The sequence below is a fragment of the Stenotrophomonas chelatiphaga genome (assembly GCF_001431535.1).
In the GTDB taxonomy this organism is placed as follows: domain Bacteria; phylum Pseudomonadota; class Gammaproteobacteria; order Xanthomonadales; family Xanthomonadaceae; genus Stenotrophomonas; species Stenotrophomonas chelatiphaga.
In genome coordinates this window covers 152,483-167,976 of record NZ_LDJK01000005.1, presented here as the reverse complement: position 1 = coordinate 167,976, position 15,494 = coordinate 152,483, and the positions used below count along the sequence as shown (strand labels likewise).

The window sequence follows — 15,494 nt, the reverse complement described above, 5'->3', positions numbered from 1 at the left end:
CCTCCAGGTTTTTACCCCCTGGCAAGTGCCTGCGGCCATACGGACTCAATGTGCTGTCGCACGGGTCCACCCAGTGCGTGAGATGCCTGCATCTCCAGCAGTTGGAAACCGAACACGCAGCCTGACAGTACGCCGCCATAGCCGGCTGCGGTTCCAAAGCCCATCACGCTCGACAGGCGGTGCCCATCAAACGCATGGAGGGTGGCCGGATCGCTCGGCCGTCCCCCCCCGACCCACGCAGACTTGCTGCCATCGCCGAAGGTCAACCGGATCTGGTTGACAGCATAGCCGCTGCCCACTTCAATGGCGGTGATATGCTTGCGGGCGCCCACATCATTGATGCTGATCCATTCGCCCCCTTCTCCGCCGATGACGGTGGAGTCCGTGTCATCCGGGCCATGCGACGGGAAGTAATTCAGCTCCATGCCGTCCACGAAGTTGTAGCCCCCGATCCGCACCGTAGTGATGGGCCCCTTCGGCGCGTTGTGCGACGGCAGGAAGTCCGGGAAAGGCCGCTTGCAGTCGTAGTAGGAGCCAAACAGCGGCGTGAAGATTTCGCGATCCAGGCGGGGCCTCACCGCGTCGGGGTAGCGCCGCTCGCTGAAAGACGACCAGCAGGTGCGCATATCCCCATGGCAAAGCTGCTGTCTTGATTTCCACGCGAGTACGGCGGCCCATGGCTGGCTGCGATTCTTGTCATGGTCGTGCGGATGGCGGCTGATTTCCTTTGGCAATTGTTCTTCCAGCACCGTGTCGTAGTGATGACCGTAGGCCTCAATGCACTCGTCAAGCTGCTTGGCGTAGTCGTCGGCGACCGGGGTCTCACCGTTGCGGCGGGCTCGCTGCGCCGCCTGGCGAAGAAGGCCAAGATGGATGTTGGCTGCAGGCGCGAACAAGGGCAGCAGGCGATATCGCGGGCCCTGCTCCATGAACTGCGGCAGTATGCCTTGCATATACACGTTCATGGCGTCCTCGACCGAACGCATATGTGCCTGGTCGCCGGACTCCAGCGCCCCTTTGTAGATGCGCAGCTGTCTGGTGATGCCCGACAAGTGGGCGCTGACCGAATTGTAGATCGCTGTGTCGATCTTCTCATCCGTGATCTTGTTGATCGCATCCACGAAGCGTCTCCAGCGCGCATCCTCCGGATCGGAGAGCGACAGCGGCAGCAGGAACGTGCCAAACCCGGACAGAATGCCGCCAAGCCCCGGAATTGCATCCAGCCCAGTCAACGTGAGCTTGCGGAATGCGCCGTACCAGAACTCAGGATCCGATACATCCAGCTCTGTGCTGGCAGTGAGCGGCGCAGCGACTGCGAAGGGTGAAGGAAGAAGAGAGCCGACGGTCGTGATGACTGAGCCGGCGAGCAAGCTACGCCTTGAACAGGTGATGATCATCTGGGGATCCCGCACGTGTGGATGAGGGGTCAGTCGAGCATGAGGGAACTGCGTCAGACCAATGGGATCAGCTGATGGAGGAGCTGTTGTCGCCGTAGGTCTGTCTAAGGAGATAGCTGATCACGACGTATCTGGGCGTAAGTATCCCTTCACGTAGTCTGCGACAGCACGTACTGAGCAGAATCCGGACCTGCCGCGACCTTGTTGGCTTACCCCGTCAAAAGTGACGCAGTGGTTTGTCACTGCCCTGTATAGAGCCGGACACGACACGAGCCGATGCAGCCCACGCTGCTTACGCGTTGCGCAGCACCACGCGCTGGCCGTCGGCGGTGGGGCGGTTGATGTAGAACAATCCGGGGCCCGGGCGATACGGCAGCTCGCTGACCCCGGCATCGGCGGCGTAGGTCAGTGCGGTATCGCCCAGCGCGTCGAAATTCCAATGCGCCGACTGCATCAGGTAACGCTGCCTGAGCAGCCGCTCCTGCGCGTCATCCAGCGCCTGGCCGGCCACCAACGCGGTGGCGATGCCGCGCAGGTCGGCCGGCAACCCGGAATCGATCGAGGCACCGGCTGCATCGGTCCAGCGCACGCCCGCCTCAGCGGCGCGCGCGTGCATCAGGCGCAGCGCGATGAGCTGGTAACGCCAGTCGATCGGACGCTTCAGCACCACCGCCGAATAGACGAACAAGGTGGGCGTGGGCAGTACGCTGGGGCTTCCGGCCTGGCGCTGGCGCACCCACTGGTGCCACGTGTCCACCCATACCGCAGTGGCATCCAGCCCCAGCTGCTGCTGCCAGCGAACGGCGTCGGCCAGCGCGCGCTGGTGGCTTTCGGTGCGATGCAGCCCGTCCCGCGACGGCACGGCGAAATCGGCCAGCCCATGCCCTCGCATCTGCGTACTGCGTGGTCGGGTCAGCAGCTTGGGGCCTTCTTCGTTCTGGTCGTAGCCTCCACCGATGTTGGCATGCACGCCGGGCAGCCGGATCTCTTCGTGGTCCGGTGCCACCGTGGTCAGGGCGAAGTGCTCGCGATGTTCGTCGCGCGCGCTCAGCTGCAGCACCTTGCCGGCAATGCCCGCAGGCAGGTGCAGGCGCAGCGGTTGTTCAGCGCGCCCGCCCTTGATCGACACCACGGTATCGAACAGCCCGATGAAACCGATCACCGGGCGTGGCAGGGCGAACGCCGGATCCACGTGCAGGCCGGCTTCGCGCAGCAGTCCCTGCCAGTGCGGTGATCCCCACGCGTCGATCTGGTTGGCGGCATCGCGTGCCGCCGCGGCACCGCGCGAATAGCCGAACAGATCCACCCGGACGCCGCGCAGCGGCTGCGGCCAGTGCCGTGCGAGCTGCGCCAGCGCGGCGGGGAGCTGGTCCTGCAGCGCCCGGTTGATCTTCGCGCGCACGCCGCTGGCGCCCACGCCGAAGGCGATTCCGATCAGGTCGTCGGCCTGGCCGTCGCGGGTTCCGGTGCCTTCGGTATAGATCGCGACCGACGGGATGGCCGCGCCGGCCATGCGACCGTCTGGGTACAGCGCATGCAGCCGCGCCACGTTGGTCAGGCCGTTGCTGAAGCTGCTGGTGACGCGGCTGTGGTACGGCGAGGCATCGTCGGCCTGCCATACCGGCGCCAACGCCTGCGCCGGCGCGTTGCGGTCGGTGCCGGCAGCGCGCCCGCGCGCCAGGTTCAGCGCGTTGTTGCGCGTGCCGTCGAAGAACAGGCCGATCCGCAGCAGACCGTCATCGAGTGTGCTGCCGTCCCCCCGCACTGAGCTCATGAGCGCCCTCCCGTGGACGGACAGTAGCGCGGCGCCGGGTCCAAGGGAACCCGGCCAGGCCCGTGGTAACGCCCACGAGGACACGTCTGTAATGCCACGGCGGTCACTCTTCTGGCGGACATCGGTTCAATTGCCTGCCCGCGTGGGATGCCACTACGGACACCATGGATCGCCGTTGCCATGGGATTGGTACACCGGTTCGGCCATGACGGCTACGCATCTGGTGCCGTATCGACCTGCGGCCCATTGATGAAGCGTCGGCAACAGGGGAATCCGCTTTGGAGAACGAACCATGTCACATCACGCAGATTACATGCCGCTTGCGACTGCGCTGGCGTTGCTGTTGACCGGAGGGGCTTCGGCCGCGCCCCTGTTCGAAATTGCCGAGGGGCGTGCAGCACGTGCCGGTGCAGACGCTGGCTGGGCCCGCCTGCAGGCCGACCCCAGCACCGATGCCGTACAGGCGCTGCGCATGAACGTTGCCGCACTGTCCGATGATCGGCTGGAACTGCCGCTGGGCGGGCAGGTGCTGCAGGTACGCCGCATCCGCGAAGAGGCGACGGCCGATGGTGGCATGGTCTGGTACGGCGCCGAGCAGGATGCCGCCGCGCCGCTCGCGGTGTCCGCGCAAGGGGCCACGGTGCCTGCATCGGTGATCCTGGTGCGGGCGGCCGATGGCAGCGTGACCGGGACCCTCCGACACCACCAGGATCGCTATGACGTGCGTCCGGTGGGGGCAGGGGAGCACGCGCTGGTCAAGGTGAACGAGGGCGGGTTGCCGCCGCAGCATCCGCTGGGCATGCCGTCGCTGCCAGCGCCGCCGCCCGCGCCGGATGCGCAGGTACGCAGCGGAGATCCGGGCGCCTGGGCGACGATCCGGGTGCTGGTGATTGCCACCCAGGGGGCGATCAACGCCTACGGGGGCAACATGCGGGCGAAGGCCGAGCTGGCTGTGGCCGAATCCAACCAGGGCTACCGCAACGGTTGGACCAACATCCGCATGGAGCTTGCCGACTACCGCACGACCTGGTTCCCTGACGGACGCATGGGGGAGGACCTGGGGCGGTTGCAGAACCCGCGTGATGGTCAGCTCGATGAGGTCCATGCCGTGCGCGATGCGGTCGGCGCCGATGTCGTGGTGCTGCTCACCGACGGCAAGGACGCGTGTGGCGTGGGGTACATCAACGCACCGGCCTCGCATGCCTTCGCCGTTGTCGGCTGGCGCTGCGCCACCGGCAACTACACCTTCGCCCATGAAATCGGCCACGTGCTGGGCGCCAACCATGACCGCGCCAATGCATCCGGTTCGCCGTATCCCTACGGACACGGCTACCAGTTCAGCCTGCCCAGTGGCGAACGTTTCCGCACCATCATGTCCTACGACTGCCCGGGCGGCTGCACCCGGCTCAATACCTGGTCCAACCCGGACATCACCTACGGCGGCGCCCGTACCGGTGACGCGGCCACGGCGGACAACCAGCGGGTGCTGGCGCAGCGCAAGCACGTGGTCGCCGGCTTCCGCTGACCTTGCTGCGGCCTGGGTGCAACGGGTGTGCCCCCGCGCCACGTCTTCAGGCGTGGCGCGCGGCAGTGCCCGCTCCACCTTCGGTCCAGTTTTACTGGCGGGCCAAGGGCGGCATTTCCTGATGGAACCAGGCCTTTGGGCGAGGCGTAATGCTCCAACGCAAGTCGATGTCCGCAGCGCCTGGCGTGGGGCGCTGGATCGTGCTCACTGGAGATCATCATGTTGCATTCCCTTCTTCTGCCCGGCCTGCTGCTGGCCGGTGGCGCCCTGGCCTCTGCCGCTCCCCCGCTGCTGGAACTGCACGACGCCGAGGCCTCCGCGCTGCACGCCGAAACACCAGCGTTGACGATCGACGTCGATGGCCGACCGGTCCAGGTGCGGCGCGAACACGCCCGTGCACTGCCCACCGGCGATGTGGCGTGGACCGGCAGCTGGGGCGTCGCCGGCCAGCGTGCCGCCGGAGCGATCAGCCTGGTCCGCTCTGCGGCGGGGGTGACCGCGGTCGTGCGCGTGGGCGAGCACGTGCTGCGCATCGTGCCGCTCGGCGACGGCCAGCACCAGACCCTGTCTGGGGCCGCCCATCGGTTGCCGATGCATCCACCGGGCGACATCCCGCTCGGGCCCCTGCAGGTAGACACCGCCGGCCCGATGGCCATCGCACCGACCAGCAGGATCCGCCTGCTCGTGGTGGCCACGGCCGACGCCGTGGCCGGCTACCCCGGCGACCTGCGGGCATTGGCCGAACTGGCCATCGCCGAATCCAACCTCACCTACCGGCGCAGCGGCGTGGACATGGATGTGGAACTGGCCGGGTACGCGGTCACGCCCTATGCGGAAAGCGGCAACATGGAGCAGGACCTGAGGCGCCTGCGCTCGCCTGGCGACGGACACATGGACGAGGTCCACGCGCTGCGCGACCAGCACGCGGCCGATATCGTGGTGCTGCTGATGAACCGTGCGTTTGCCTGCGGGCTCGCCGACCAGATCGGAGCGGACGCCGACGGAGCGTTCATTGCCGTGCTGACGCAATGCGCCACCGGAGAGTATGTCCTCGCGCACGAAATCGGCCATCTGGCAGGCGCCCGGCACGACATCAAACGTGATCCGGCAGGGGTCCCGTTCGGCTTCGGCCACGGGTACTGGTACCAGCCGCCGCGTGCGCTGGGATGGCGCACGGTGATGTCCTACGACTGCCCGACCGGCTGCCGGCGCATTCCGTACTGGTCCAGCCCGGACCTGTCATACGAAGGCCAGGCCACCGGCAACCGCAGCGAAGCGGATAACCGCCGTGTGCTGGAACTCACCCGCGCAACGATCGCCGGCTTCCGCTGAGCCGGGGCGTCACAGTGCCTGCAGTGACATCCCGTCGGCGGTCACCCGCAGCACCGAACCCTGCTCATACCAGTCGCCCAGCACGATGCGCGTGCGGGCCTGGCCGCCTGCCATCAGCGAATGCACGGCGGGGCGATGGGTATGGCCGTGGATCATCGTGTCCACGCCGTAGCGCACAAAGGTCGCCTCCACCTCGGCCGGTGCCACATCGGTGACGGTTTCGAACTGCGCGCGATCGCCCTGCTTCATTTCCGATTGGCGGCTCTGACTGGCATCGCGTGCCTTCTGCGCGAACGCGATGCGCGCGGCCAGCGGCTGGGCCAGGAACTGGGCCTGGAATGCGGGGTCGCGGGTCTGCGCGCGGAACTGCTGGTAGGGGAGGTCATCGGTACACAGCAGGTCGCCATGCTGCAGCAGCACCGGCGTGCCGTACAGGTCGATCACGCTGGGATCGGGCAGGATGCGCATGCCGGCACGGGCGGCGTACTGCTCGCCCAACAGGAAGTCGCGATTGCCGCGGATGAAGTACACCGGCACGCCGGCATCGGACACCTCCTTCAGCGCCGCTGCCACCGCATCGGCCGCAGGCGACGGCGTGTCGTCACCGATCCAGGCTTCGAACAGATCGCCCAGGATGTACAGCGCGTCCGCCGCAAGCGCTTCGCTGCGCAGGAAGGCAAGGAAGAGATCGGTGATGGCCGGACGGCTCGCGTCCAGGTGCAGGTCGGAAATGAACAGCGTGGTCATGCGCCTATTCTAGGACCAGCGGGGGACCGGCGCGATACCGCGGCACCCTGGGGGTCTGGACCGAACAGCCGCGTCGCAATGCACTGCCGGGTCTTTGCAGGCAGGTGGGCAGCTACGCATCAACAGGTCGCGGTGTGCGTGTCCTTGGCGGCATCGCGCCAACGTGCCGCGTGTCACCTAGGACCAGGCTTAGTTCCGTCGTCAACTGGGCATGCGCGCTGTGCCTGCAACGCGCATCCTTCCGTGAAACGAGGTGAATGCCATGAACACGCTTCATCGCTTCAATCTGCTGCTGACCGGGCTGGCCCTGATGTTGTCCGCCTCTGTCGATGCCGCACCCCTCTTCTCTCCGGCGACGGCGCCGGATTCCCTGCACGGGCGCGCCGCGCTTGCGTTGAAGATGGCCAGCCAGTACTCGCCGTCCACTGCGCCGCTGTGGATAGACCTTGCGGCATCAGCAGTCAATGCCGATACCGCAAGCCTGGAGTTCGAACTCCAGGGGCAACGGCTCACCGCCACCCGCGTGCAGGGTGTTCGCTTGGCCGACGGAACCATCAGCTGGTCAGGAGCCATCGCCGCCGACTCGCAGGAAGACGAAGGAAGCATCGACCTGGTGCGCACGCCGGAAGGGGTAACCGGGATCATCAAACGGGGTGATCTGTATCGCATCGAACCGGCCGGTGGACGGCATCACCTGCTGAGCTTGGACACCCAGCTGCCAGCGCTCCCACGCCATGGAACGGACCACTCCGCGCCTTCGCTGCTGTCTTCCGCGAAGGACACCGCGGCCGTGGCAGGCAAGGCGTCCAGCGCCGCTGGACCCAGCGTGATCCGGGTGCTCGCCGTTACCACCAACGCAATCGACAAGGCGCAGGGCGCACGGGTCAGATCCCTGATCCAGCTCGGAATCACGGAAGGCAACCGGACCTACGTGGACAGCAACATCGACGCGCAGATGGAGCTGGCTGGTTATGAACCCATTGCCTACGGCGGTACCTCCATGTCGCAGGCCCTGCAGTACTTCCGCGATCCACGCACGCCCGGTTCCAAGGCCGTGCGCGCGCTGCGCGACCAGGCCAAGGCCGATGTGGTCATGCTGGTGATGGGCAACGACTTCTACTGCGGCGTCGCGCCGGTCGGTGCCAGCGCGGAGGACGCGTTCATGGTCGTACGCGTGGAGTGTCTTGCGGGCAATGACACCGTGCCGCATGAGTTGGGCCATATCATCGGGTCAAGCCACAATCCCGAGAATGGAAGTGGCGCGCTCTACCCGTATGCGTACGGCCGCCAGGTCTGCAATCTGGGCCGCAGAAACTGGCATTCGGTGATGGCCTATCCGTGTCAGAACCGTTCGGCGCGCGCGCAGAAGTGGACCAGCCCCATCGTGATGCACGATGGCAGGGCGACAGGGAATGCCCAGCGCTTCGACAATCGCCGGGTCATGGAGGAAAACCGCGAGCGCGTCGCCGGCTTCCGTTGAAGGTACACCGCGTCATCGCTCCGTGGATGGGGTGTCAGCCCGATGGCTCAACGCCCCATCCACTGCGTGTCAGATACCCAGCGGCAGCCAGCTCAGGCTGGCCCACGCCAGCAGCAGCGCGATGCCGGTGGCGGCCAGGACATCGCTGGGATAGTGCAGGCCCAGCACCACGCGCGATGCCGCCACGCCCAGCGTGAATGGCACCAGCAGCGGCGCCAGCCACGGGTAATGGAACAGGGCGACGGCGGTGAACGAGACCGCATGCAGGGTGTGTCCGGAGGGAAAGCTGAACTCGTCCAGCGGGGCCACCCAGGCGCGGATGCGCAGGTCGGCCTTGCACGGGCGCGGGCGCCGGGTCCAGCGCTTCAGGCCCTTGTACAGCAGCAACGCGGCCAGGCCCGTGGCGGCCATGTGGGTACTGGCGCGCAGCCCCTGCATGCCGTCCAGCAGCACCAGCGCGCCCATCAGCACGTACCAGAACACGCCATCACCCAGCCGGCTGATCACCGCGAACAGCGAGCGGATGCGACGGCGGCGGCAGTACAGGTTGGCACGGCGGCACCAGCGGGTTTCGCGGCCGATCAACAGGTCAAGCGGCGTGGTGCGCATGCAGCCTCCGGGCGTGGGCGAGTTCGGACAGCAGGGCATCGAATTCGGCCACCACCTGCTGCGGATGCAGGCGCTTCATGTCCCGCGCCGCCTGCTGGCCAAGCGTGGCGCGCAGCGTGTCATCGCCGGCAAAGCGCAGCGCGGCCTCCACGAACTGGTCGTCGGTATCCACTGCCGCTCCATTCTCGCCATCGCGCAGGTATTCGCGTGCGGCGCCGTAATCGAAGGCCACCGTGGCCAGTCCACTGGCCATGGCTTCAAGGGTCACGTTGCCGAACGTCTCGCTGCGGCTGGGGAACAGGAACAGGTCGCCGCTGGCGAAATGGCGCGACAGCGCTTCGCCGCGCTGCACGCCGCAGAACAGGAAATCAGGATTGTCGTGGGCCAGTTTTTCGCGGGCCGGGCCGTCGCCGACCAGCACGAAGCGGGCCTTGGGCCGCTGCTGCTGCAGCCGGCGGAAGGCCTTCACCGCCAGCCCCAGATTCTTTTCCGCAGCGATGCGGCCGACGTAGATCGCGGCAAAACCATTCCCTTCGATACCCCATTCTTCGCGCAGCGCCGGATCGCGCTTGGCCGGATCGAACTGCTGGCTGTCCACCGCGCGGGCCAGCAGCCGCACCCGTTCGAAGCCTTCGCCGGCGAGGAAATCCTGCAGCTCACGGGTGGGTACCAGGGTGGCATCGGCCTGGTTGTGGAAGCGGCGCATCCAGCGCAGTGCGGCGGCCTGCAGCCAGGCCACGCCGTAGTCGGGCAGGTATTCGTCGAAGCGGGTGTGGAAGCCGGTGGCGACCGGGATGCCGAGCCGGCGCGCGCAGCGCAGGGCGGACCAGCCCAGCGGGCCTTCGGTTGCGATGTAGACCGCATCGGGGCGTCGTGCCTGCCAGTGGCGGCCGAGCCGGACCGGTGCGGGCAGGCCGAAGCGCAGGCCGGGATAGCGGGGCAGGGCGGCACCGGGGACCAGCAGCGCGCCGTCCAGCTGGTCGGCGTCGCGGTCGGCGTGCTGGCGCGGTCGCACCAGGTCGACCTCGTGCCCGGCCTGGCGCAGGCCCATCTCCAGCCCCTGCACCGTCAGGGCCACGCCGTTCACTTCCGGAGGATAGGTCTCGGTGACGATCGCGTAGCGCATGGGACTCTCCCGTTTGTGCGCATGCTCGTCGCTGGGCATGTCCCGGGCATGACCGGATTGCGACCGTCGCGTGACCGGGTGTGTGAGTATTTTTCAGCTGTGCCGCGGAGAGCGGGGCTGAGGGTAGAGTGGGGCGGGTGGGTTGCAGGGGACACGCCGCAAGTACGTCCCTGTAGGCTCGCGTTCGGCTCCTGCCTCACGACGGTCCCCTGCAATCCACCCGCCCCGCTCCAGACAGATTCCCGCGGCCGCCAGCCTGTGCGGGGCGAAAAGCGGTAGCGCCGACCCATGGTCGGCGGAATCCATCAGCCCGCATTTTCCCGCCATCCGCCGACCACGGGTATGCCGCTCTTCCTGACCGGCGAGCAAGCGGATGGCGAGCCTACAGGGACGTATTCACGGCGATTCCCGCGAGCCTACTCCGCGCCGCCCACCCACAGCCCTGCAGCTGTTGACGTTGACGTTGCCCGCGCTACCGAATCAGGCCACGAACGGTTTGAACTGCAATCCCAGGCCGGTCATGCCGTCCACTTCGCCGATCAGGTCGGCCCGCAGCAGCGGCCGGGGATCGATGAAATTCTGCGGCACGATCAGCGACAACCGGTCGTCCTCCGCCGTGATTTCCAGCACCGGCAGCGGCGTGGATTCGTGCGCCCGGTTGACCAGCACCGCCAGCCGCAGCAACGCGGCCAACCGGCGCGCCGGGACCACCAGGCGCTCGGGAAGTGCCTCGAACGCACTCTTGGGCACGTTGCGGCGGTGCGTGCGTACCAGCGCGGCCAGCATCTGCTGCTCCTGGCGCGAGAACCCGGCGATGTCCGAGTTTTCCAGCACGTAACTGCCATGGGTGTGGTAACCGCTGTGCGCGATCATCAGCCCCAGCTCGTGCAGGCGTGCGGCCCAGGCCAGCATGCGCTGGTCGTCGGCATCCAGCGCCCAGCTCTGCTGCACCTGCTCGAACAGCGCCAGCGCGGTGGCCTGCACGCGGTCGGCCTGGGGCACATCGATGCCGTAGCGCACCGTGAAGGCGGCCACGGAGACGTCGCGCGGATCGTTCTCGCCGGCACGGCCGACGATGTCGTACAGGATGCCTTCGCGCATCGCCGCCTTGCTGACCAGCAGCTTCTGCAGGCCGAGCGCCTGGAAGGCCGCTTCCAGCACCAGCACGCCACCGGCGATGATCGGCCGGCGGTCGCTGCCCAGTCCGGGCAGCACGATGTCATCGATCTTCTTGGCCTTCAGCAGTTCATCGCGCAGCTGCGGCAGCGCCTCGGCGGTGATCGCGCCCTTGCTCAGCTTCATCGCCGCGCAGATCTCGCTGATCGCCTTGTGGGTGCCCGAAGAGCCCAGCGCCTCGTCCCAGCCCAGCGCCCGGTACTTGCTGGCGAACGGCTGGAATTCGCGGCCGATCTCGGCCAGCGCATCCTTCCAGCGCTTGCGGCTGAGCTTGCCACCCGGGAAGAAGCGCCGGGTGCTGGCGATGCAGCCGGCCTGCAGGCTTTCGCGTTCCAGGGTCTGCATGCCCGAGCCGATGATGAACTCGGTGGAGCCGCCGCCGATGTCGATCACCAGCCGGCGCTGGTCGGCCTTGGGCGGCTGCGCATGCGCCACGCCCAGATAGATCAGGCGCGCCTCTTCGCGCCCGCTGACCACTTCGATGGCATGTCCCAGCGCGGTTTCGGCCGGCATCAGGAACGCCTGCGGCGAGCGCAGCTGGCGCACGGTGTTGGTGGCCAGGGCGCGCACGCGGTGCGAGGGCACGTCGCGGATGCGCTGGCCGAAGCGGGCCAGGCATTCCAGCGCGCGTTGTCGCGCCTCGCTGGACAAGCCGCCTTTGCCATCCAGGCCATCGGCCATGCGCACGGTCTCGCGCAGGCGGTCGACCACCCGCAGCTGCCCCAGCGTGTAGCGGGCGATGACCATGTGGAAACTGTTGGAGCCGATGTCGATGGCGGCCAGCAGGTCGCCATCTTGCAGGGTCGGGGAAGTCGATGTGTGCGGCATGCTCGAATGGTAGCCGAAGGCGGGTGCCGCTCGTCACCGCGCCTTCTTCACGTTGCCGGACCGGCAGCGGTCACAGGCCCTGCATCAAGCCCATCTGCGCCGAATGCGGGGCCTCGTCATGCGCCGGTGCCAGCTTTACGTAGCGGCCGTCGGCCTGCAGCTCCCAGGCGTTGAGGTTGTCGTCCAGGTAGTTCTGCAGCACTTCGCGGTACACCCGTCGTGCCAGCGCCGGGTCGAGGATCGGGAACGCGGTTTCCACGCGGCGCAGCAGATTGCGTTCCAGCCAGTCCGCACTGGCGCAGTACAGTTCCGGTGCGCCGGCATTGCCGAACCAGTAGACGCGGCTGTGTTCCAGGAAGCGGCCGACGATGGAGCGCACGCGGATGTTGTCCGACACCCCCGGCACGCCGGGACGCAGCGTGCAGGCGCCGCGCACGATCAGGTCGATCTGCACGCCGGCCTGCGATGCGGCATACAGCGCGCGCACCACCTGCGGTTCGTTGAGGGCGTTCATCTTGGCGATGATGCGCGCCGGCCGTCCGGATTCGGCGATCGCCTTCTCGCGCTCGATGCGCTTGAGCACCCCGGCGTGCAGGGTGAACGGCGATTGCAGCAGGTGCTTCAGCTTGGCCTTGGATGCCAGCCCGGACAACTGCTGGAACAGCAGGTGCACGTCGTTGCCGATATCGGCATCGGCGGTGATCAGGCTGATGTCGGTATAGGCGCGTGCGGTGCCGCTGTGGTAGTTGCCGGTGCCCAGGTGCACGTAGCGGCGCAGCTTGCGGCCTTCGCGGCGCACGATCAGCAGCATCTTGGCGTGGGTCTTGAAGCCCACCACGCCGTACACCACCTGCACGCCGGCTTCCTGCAGGCGATCGGCCAGGCCCAGGTTGGCCTCTTCATCGAAGCGCGCGCGCAGCTCCACCACCACGGTCACGTCCTTGCCGTTGCGGGCGGCCTGGATCAGCGCCTCCACGATCAGCGAGTCCTTGCCGGTGCGGTACAGCGTCTGCTTGATCGCCAGCACGTTCGGATCGATCGCCGCCTGCTTGATCACGTCCAGCACTGCGGTGAAGGCATCGAAGGGGTGGTGCAGCAGCACGTCCTGGCGGGCCACGGTTTCGAAGATGCCGTCGCCATCGCGCAGCGTGCGCGGGGTCATCGGCGGGTACTTCAGGTCCGGGCGCGGGAGTACGTCGTACAGCTGGACGACCCGGTTGAGGTTGACCGGGCCATCGATGTAGTACACCGCGTTTTCGGTCAGCCCGAAGTTCTGCAGCAGGGTGCGCACGATGTCGCGCGGGGTGTCCTGGGCGATCTCCAGGCGCACCGCGGGCCGGTAGCCGCGGTCGACCAGTTCGTCGCGCAGGGCCAGCGCCAGGTTCTCGACTTCTTCCTCGTCCACCACCAGTTCGGAATTGCGGGTGACGCGGAACTGGTAGGCCCCTTCCACTTCCATGCCCGGGAACAGCTCGTCGACGAACGCCGACAGCATCGAGGACAGGAACACGAAATTGCGGCCCTCGCCGAGCGACTCGGGCAGTTCGATGATGCGTGGCAGCGAGCGCGGTGCGCGCACGATGGCCAGATGGCCACTGCGACCGAACGCATCCACGCCCTTCAGCACCACCACGATGTTCAGCGATTTGTTGAGGATCTTCGGGAACGGATGCACCGGGTCCAGGCCCAGCGGCGACAGCACCGGCATGATCTCGTTGCGGAAATAGGCGCGCAGCCAGCGCTTCTGGCGGTGGTTCCAGGAATGCCGGCCGAGTACGCCGATACCCGCCTCCTGCAGCGCCGGACGCAGCACCTCGTTCCAGCAGCGGTACTGCTGGTCCACCAGTTCGGCAGCGCGGTCGTGGATGGCGGTGAGGATCGCCTGCGGGCTCATGCCGTCCGGTGCCGGTGGCAGCCCGAATTCCTGTGCATGGCGCACGGCCGCCGCGCGGATTTCGAAGAACTCGTCCAGGTTGGTGCAGGAAATGCACATGAAGCGCAGGCGCTCCAGCAGCGGCACCTGCGGATCCAGCGCCTGCGCCAGCACGCGGAAATTGAAGTCCAGCTGGGACAGTTCGCGGTTGATGTACAGCGCCGGATCCCGCAGTGAATCGGATTCCGGCTGCGGCACGGCGGGGAGGGATCCAAGGCTGCTCATGGCTTCAATCTTCGGCGTGGAGGGAGGCGGCCACATCGCGCGCGCGGACGTGCGCGGCATCGAAATGGCAGGAGAACGTGGAGCCCTTGCCGACCTCGCTCTGGATCTCCAGGCGGGCGTGGTGCAGGCCAAGGATGTGCTTGACGATGGACAGGCCCAGGCCGGTACCGCCGCTTTCGCGCGAACGGCTGCTGGACACGCGGTAGAAGCGTTCGGTCAGCCGCGGCAGGTGGTTGGCCGGGATGCCATAGCCGGTATCGTGGACGGCCAGCACCACGCCGTCGCCTTCGCGGCTGAAGATCACCCGCACCTGGCCTTCGGCCGGCGTATAGCGCACCGCGTTGGTGACCAGGTTGGAAAACGCGCTGTGCAGTTCCTTGATCGACCCCAGCAGGTCCACCCCGGCGTGGTCTTCCACGGTGATCTGGTGGCGGCCCTGGCTGTGGGCTTCGGCTTCGCGGCGCAGCGTGGCCAGCATCGGCAGCATGGCGACCACTTCGGCATCGCCGGCTTCCTGCGATTCCAGCCGCGACAGGGTCAGCAGGTCTTCCACCAGCTGGGCCATGCGCTGGCTCTGCTTGCGCATCTCTTCCAGCATCGGCCCGGTACCGGGGAAGTCCTCTGGATCCATCATGTCCAGGTAACCATGCACCACGGTCAGCGGCGTGCGCAGTTCGTGCGATACGTTGGCGACGAAGTCACGGCGCACCTGTTCCAGCCGCAGCAGCTTGCTGACGTCGCGGGCGATCAGCAGCCAGTGGTCGGCCGAATAGGGGATCAGGCGCAGGTTGAGGCGGATCGCCGGATCCACCGGCGAGGGCACGTCCAGGATCGGTTCGGCATTGCGTCCACCGGCCAGCCAGTGGGCCAGCGGCATCGGCTGCAGGCGCTGCACCAGCGCCTGGCCCAGGTCACCGGGATGGTGCAGGCCGAGCAGCGTCGTGGCCGCTTCGTTGAACCACTGTACGCGTTGGCTGTTGCGGTCCAGCACCACCACCGCATCGGGCAGCGCGGCGGCCGCGGCCCGGTAGCTGCGCAGCATGTCCAGCAGGCGACGCTTGCGCACGCGCATTTCATGCTGGTTGCGCGACACCACGCGGTCCAGTTCGTTCCAGACGCCGGCACCGTCGGCGATCTCCCAGCGCTGGCGCGCGGTCAGCCGGCCCAGCACCCGGCGCAGCCGCCAGTAGTGCCAGGCCAGCGCGCCGATGGCGGCGATCGCCAGTCCCATCCACGCATCACCGAGCGCCCAACCTGCCACCCCGGACAACAACAGCACCGTGGTCAGGGTGGCCAGGGTCTTGAACCAGGCGGAACGGATGTGACGCGGCATTGCAGTACC

General features: G+C 67.3%; 11 protein-coding genes. 3 read left to right on the top strand and 8 right to left on the bottom strand.

Annotated elements, in window-relative coordinates; translation table 11 throughout:
- Positions 1 to 11 precede the first annotated feature (11 nt).
- Together ABB28_RS01975 and ABB28_RS01970 are read right to left on the bottom strand one after the other, a co-directional pair.
- A complete protein-coding gene (locus ABB28_RS01975; RefSeq protein WP_083491861.1) occupies positions 12 to 1,397 on the bottom strand; it encodes an insecticidal delta-endotoxin Cry8Ea1 family protein in 1,386 nt (461 codons plus the stop codon).
- 292 nt (positions 1,398 to 1,689) lie between these two features.
- Positions 1,690 to 3,171 carry a DUF2235 domain-containing protein gene (locus tag ABB28_RS01970; protein ID WP_057506998.1) on the bottom strand — a complete coding sequence of 494 codons (1,482 nt, stop codon included), beginning with the start codon at positions 3,169 to 3,171 and terminating at the stop codon, positions 1,690 to 1,692.
- Between the two features lie 292 nt (positions 3,172 to 3,463).
- On the opposite strand from ABB28_RS01970, the gene ABB28_RS01965 reads away from it, so the two are divergent.
- Positions 3,464 to 4,696, top strand: coding sequence for a M12 family metallo-peptidase (locus ABB28_RS01965; protein ID WP_083491860.1), 1,233 nt, complete (start codon positions 3,464 to 3,466; stop codon positions 4,694 to 4,696).
- Positions 4,697 to 4,915: 219 nt separating this feature from the next.
- The gene (locus tag ABB28_RS01960; RefSeq protein WP_057506996.1) at positions 4,916 to 6,028 is read left to right on the top strand and encodes a M12 family metallo-peptidase; all 1,113 of its coding nucleotides are present in this window, start codon (positions 4,916 to 4,918) and stop codon (positions 6,026 to 6,028) included.
- Positions 6,029 to 6,037: 9 nt separating this feature from the next.
- Here ABB28_RS01960 and lpxH read toward each other — a convergent pair whose 3' ends face one another.
- Positions 6,038 to 6,775 (bottom strand): UDP-2,3-diacylglucosamine diphosphatase, encoded by a 738-nt coding sequence (gene lpxH / locus ABB28_RS01955; protein ID WP_057506995.1) that lies wholly within the window; start codon positions 6,773 to 6,775, stop codon positions 6,038 to 6,040.
- A gap of 262 nt (positions 6,776 to 7,037) precedes the next feature.
- Here lpxH and ABB28_RS01950 point away from each other — a divergent pair, with 262 nt between their 5' ends.
- Positions 7,038 to 8,255 (top strand): M12 family metallo-peptidase, encoded by a 1,218-nt coding sequence (locus ABB28_RS01950; protein WP_057506994.1) that lies wholly within the window; start codon positions 7,038 to 7,040, stop codon positions 8,253 to 8,255.
- Between the two features lie 69 nt (positions 8,256 to 8,324).
- Here ABB28_RS01950 and ABB28_RS01945 read toward each other — a convergent pair whose 3' ends face one another.
- From ABB28_RS01945 to phoR, 5 genes are all read right to left on the bottom strand, one after another.
- On the bottom strand, positions 8,325 to 8,864 hold the full coding sequence (locus ABB28_RS01945; protein ID WP_057506993.1) for a phosphatase PAP2 family protein: 540 nt from the start codon (positions 8,862 to 8,864) through the stop codon (positions 8,325 to 8,327).
- The gene (locus ABB28_RS01940; RefSeq protein ID WP_057506992.1) at positions 8,845 to 9,990 is read right to left on the bottom strand and encodes a glycosyltransferase family 4 protein; all 1,146 of its coding nucleotides are present in this window, start codon (positions 9,988 to 9,990) and stop codon (positions 8,845 to 8,847) included. The genes ABB28_RS01945 and ABB28_RS01940 overlap by 20 nt, the downstream gene beginning before the upstream one ends.
- A gap of 480 nt (positions 9,991 to 10,470) precedes the next feature.
- Positions 10,471 to 11,994 (bottom strand): exopolyphosphatase, encoded by a 1,524-nt coding sequence (gene ppx, locus ABB28_RS01935; protein WP_057506991.1) that lies wholly within the window; start codon positions 11,992 to 11,994, stop codon positions 10,471 to 10,473.
- 70 nt (positions 11,995 to 12,064) lie between these two features.
- Positions 12,065 to 14,152, bottom strand: coding sequence for a polyphosphate kinase 1 (gene ppk1, locus ABB28_RS01930; protein WP_057506990.1), 2,088 nt, complete (start codon positions 14,150 to 14,152; stop codon positions 12,065 to 12,067).
- A gap of 4 nt (positions 14,153 to 14,156) precedes the next feature.
- Positions 14,157 to 15,485 (bottom strand): phosphate regulon sensor histidine kinase PhoR, encoded by a 1,329-nt coding sequence (phoR, locus tag ABB28_RS01925; protein WP_057506989.1) that lies wholly within the window; start codon positions 15,483 to 15,485, stop codon positions 14,157 to 14,159.
- Positions 15,486 to 15,494 lie beyond the last annotated feature (9 nt).

Bases quoted from the DNA above. Each gene is read 5' to 3' on its own strand.
- ABB28_RS01975 (WP_083491861.1), bottom strand. From the start codon at position 1,397: ATGATCATCACCTGTTCAAGGCGTAGCTTGCTCGCCGGCTCAGTCATC.
- ABB28_RS01970 (WP_057506998.1), bottom strand. From the start codon at position 3,171: ATGAGCTCAGTGCGGGGGGACGGCAGCACACTCGATGACGGTCTGCTG.
- ABB28_RS01965 (WP_083491860.1), top strand. From the start codon at position 3,464: ATGTCACATCACGCAGATTACATGCCGCTTGCGACTGCGCTGGCGTTG.
- ABB28_RS01960 (WP_057506996.1), top strand. From the start codon at position 4,916: ATGTTGCATTCCCTTCTTCTGCCCGGCCTGCTGCTGGCCGGTGGCGCC.
- lpxH (WP_057506995.1), bottom strand. From the start codon at position 6,775: ATGACCACGCTGTTCATTTCCGACCTGCACCTGGACGCGAGCCGTCCG.
- ABB28_RS01950 (WP_057506994.1), top strand. From the start codon at position 7,038: ATGAACACGCTTCATCGCTTCAATCTGCTGCTGACCGGGCTGGCCCTG.
- ABB28_RS01945 (WP_057506993.1), bottom strand. From the start codon at position 8,864: ATGCGCACCACGCCGCTTGACCTGTTGATCGGCCGCGAAACCCGCTGG.
- ABB28_RS01940 (WP_057506992.1), bottom strand. From the start codon at position 9,990: ATGCGCTACGCGATCGTCACCGAGACCTATCCTCCGGAAGTGAACGGC.
- ppx (WP_057506991.1), bottom strand. From the start codon at position 11,994: ATGCCGCACACATCGACTTCCCCGACCCTGCAAGATGGCGACCTGCTG.
- ppk1 (WP_057506990.1), bottom strand. From the start codon at position 14,152: ATGAGCAGCCTTGGATCCCTCCCCGCCGTGCCGCAGCCGGAATCCGAT.
- phoR (WP_057506989.1), bottom strand. From the start codon at position 15,485: ATGCCGCGTCACATCCGTTCCGCCTGGTTCAAGACCCTGGCCACCCTG.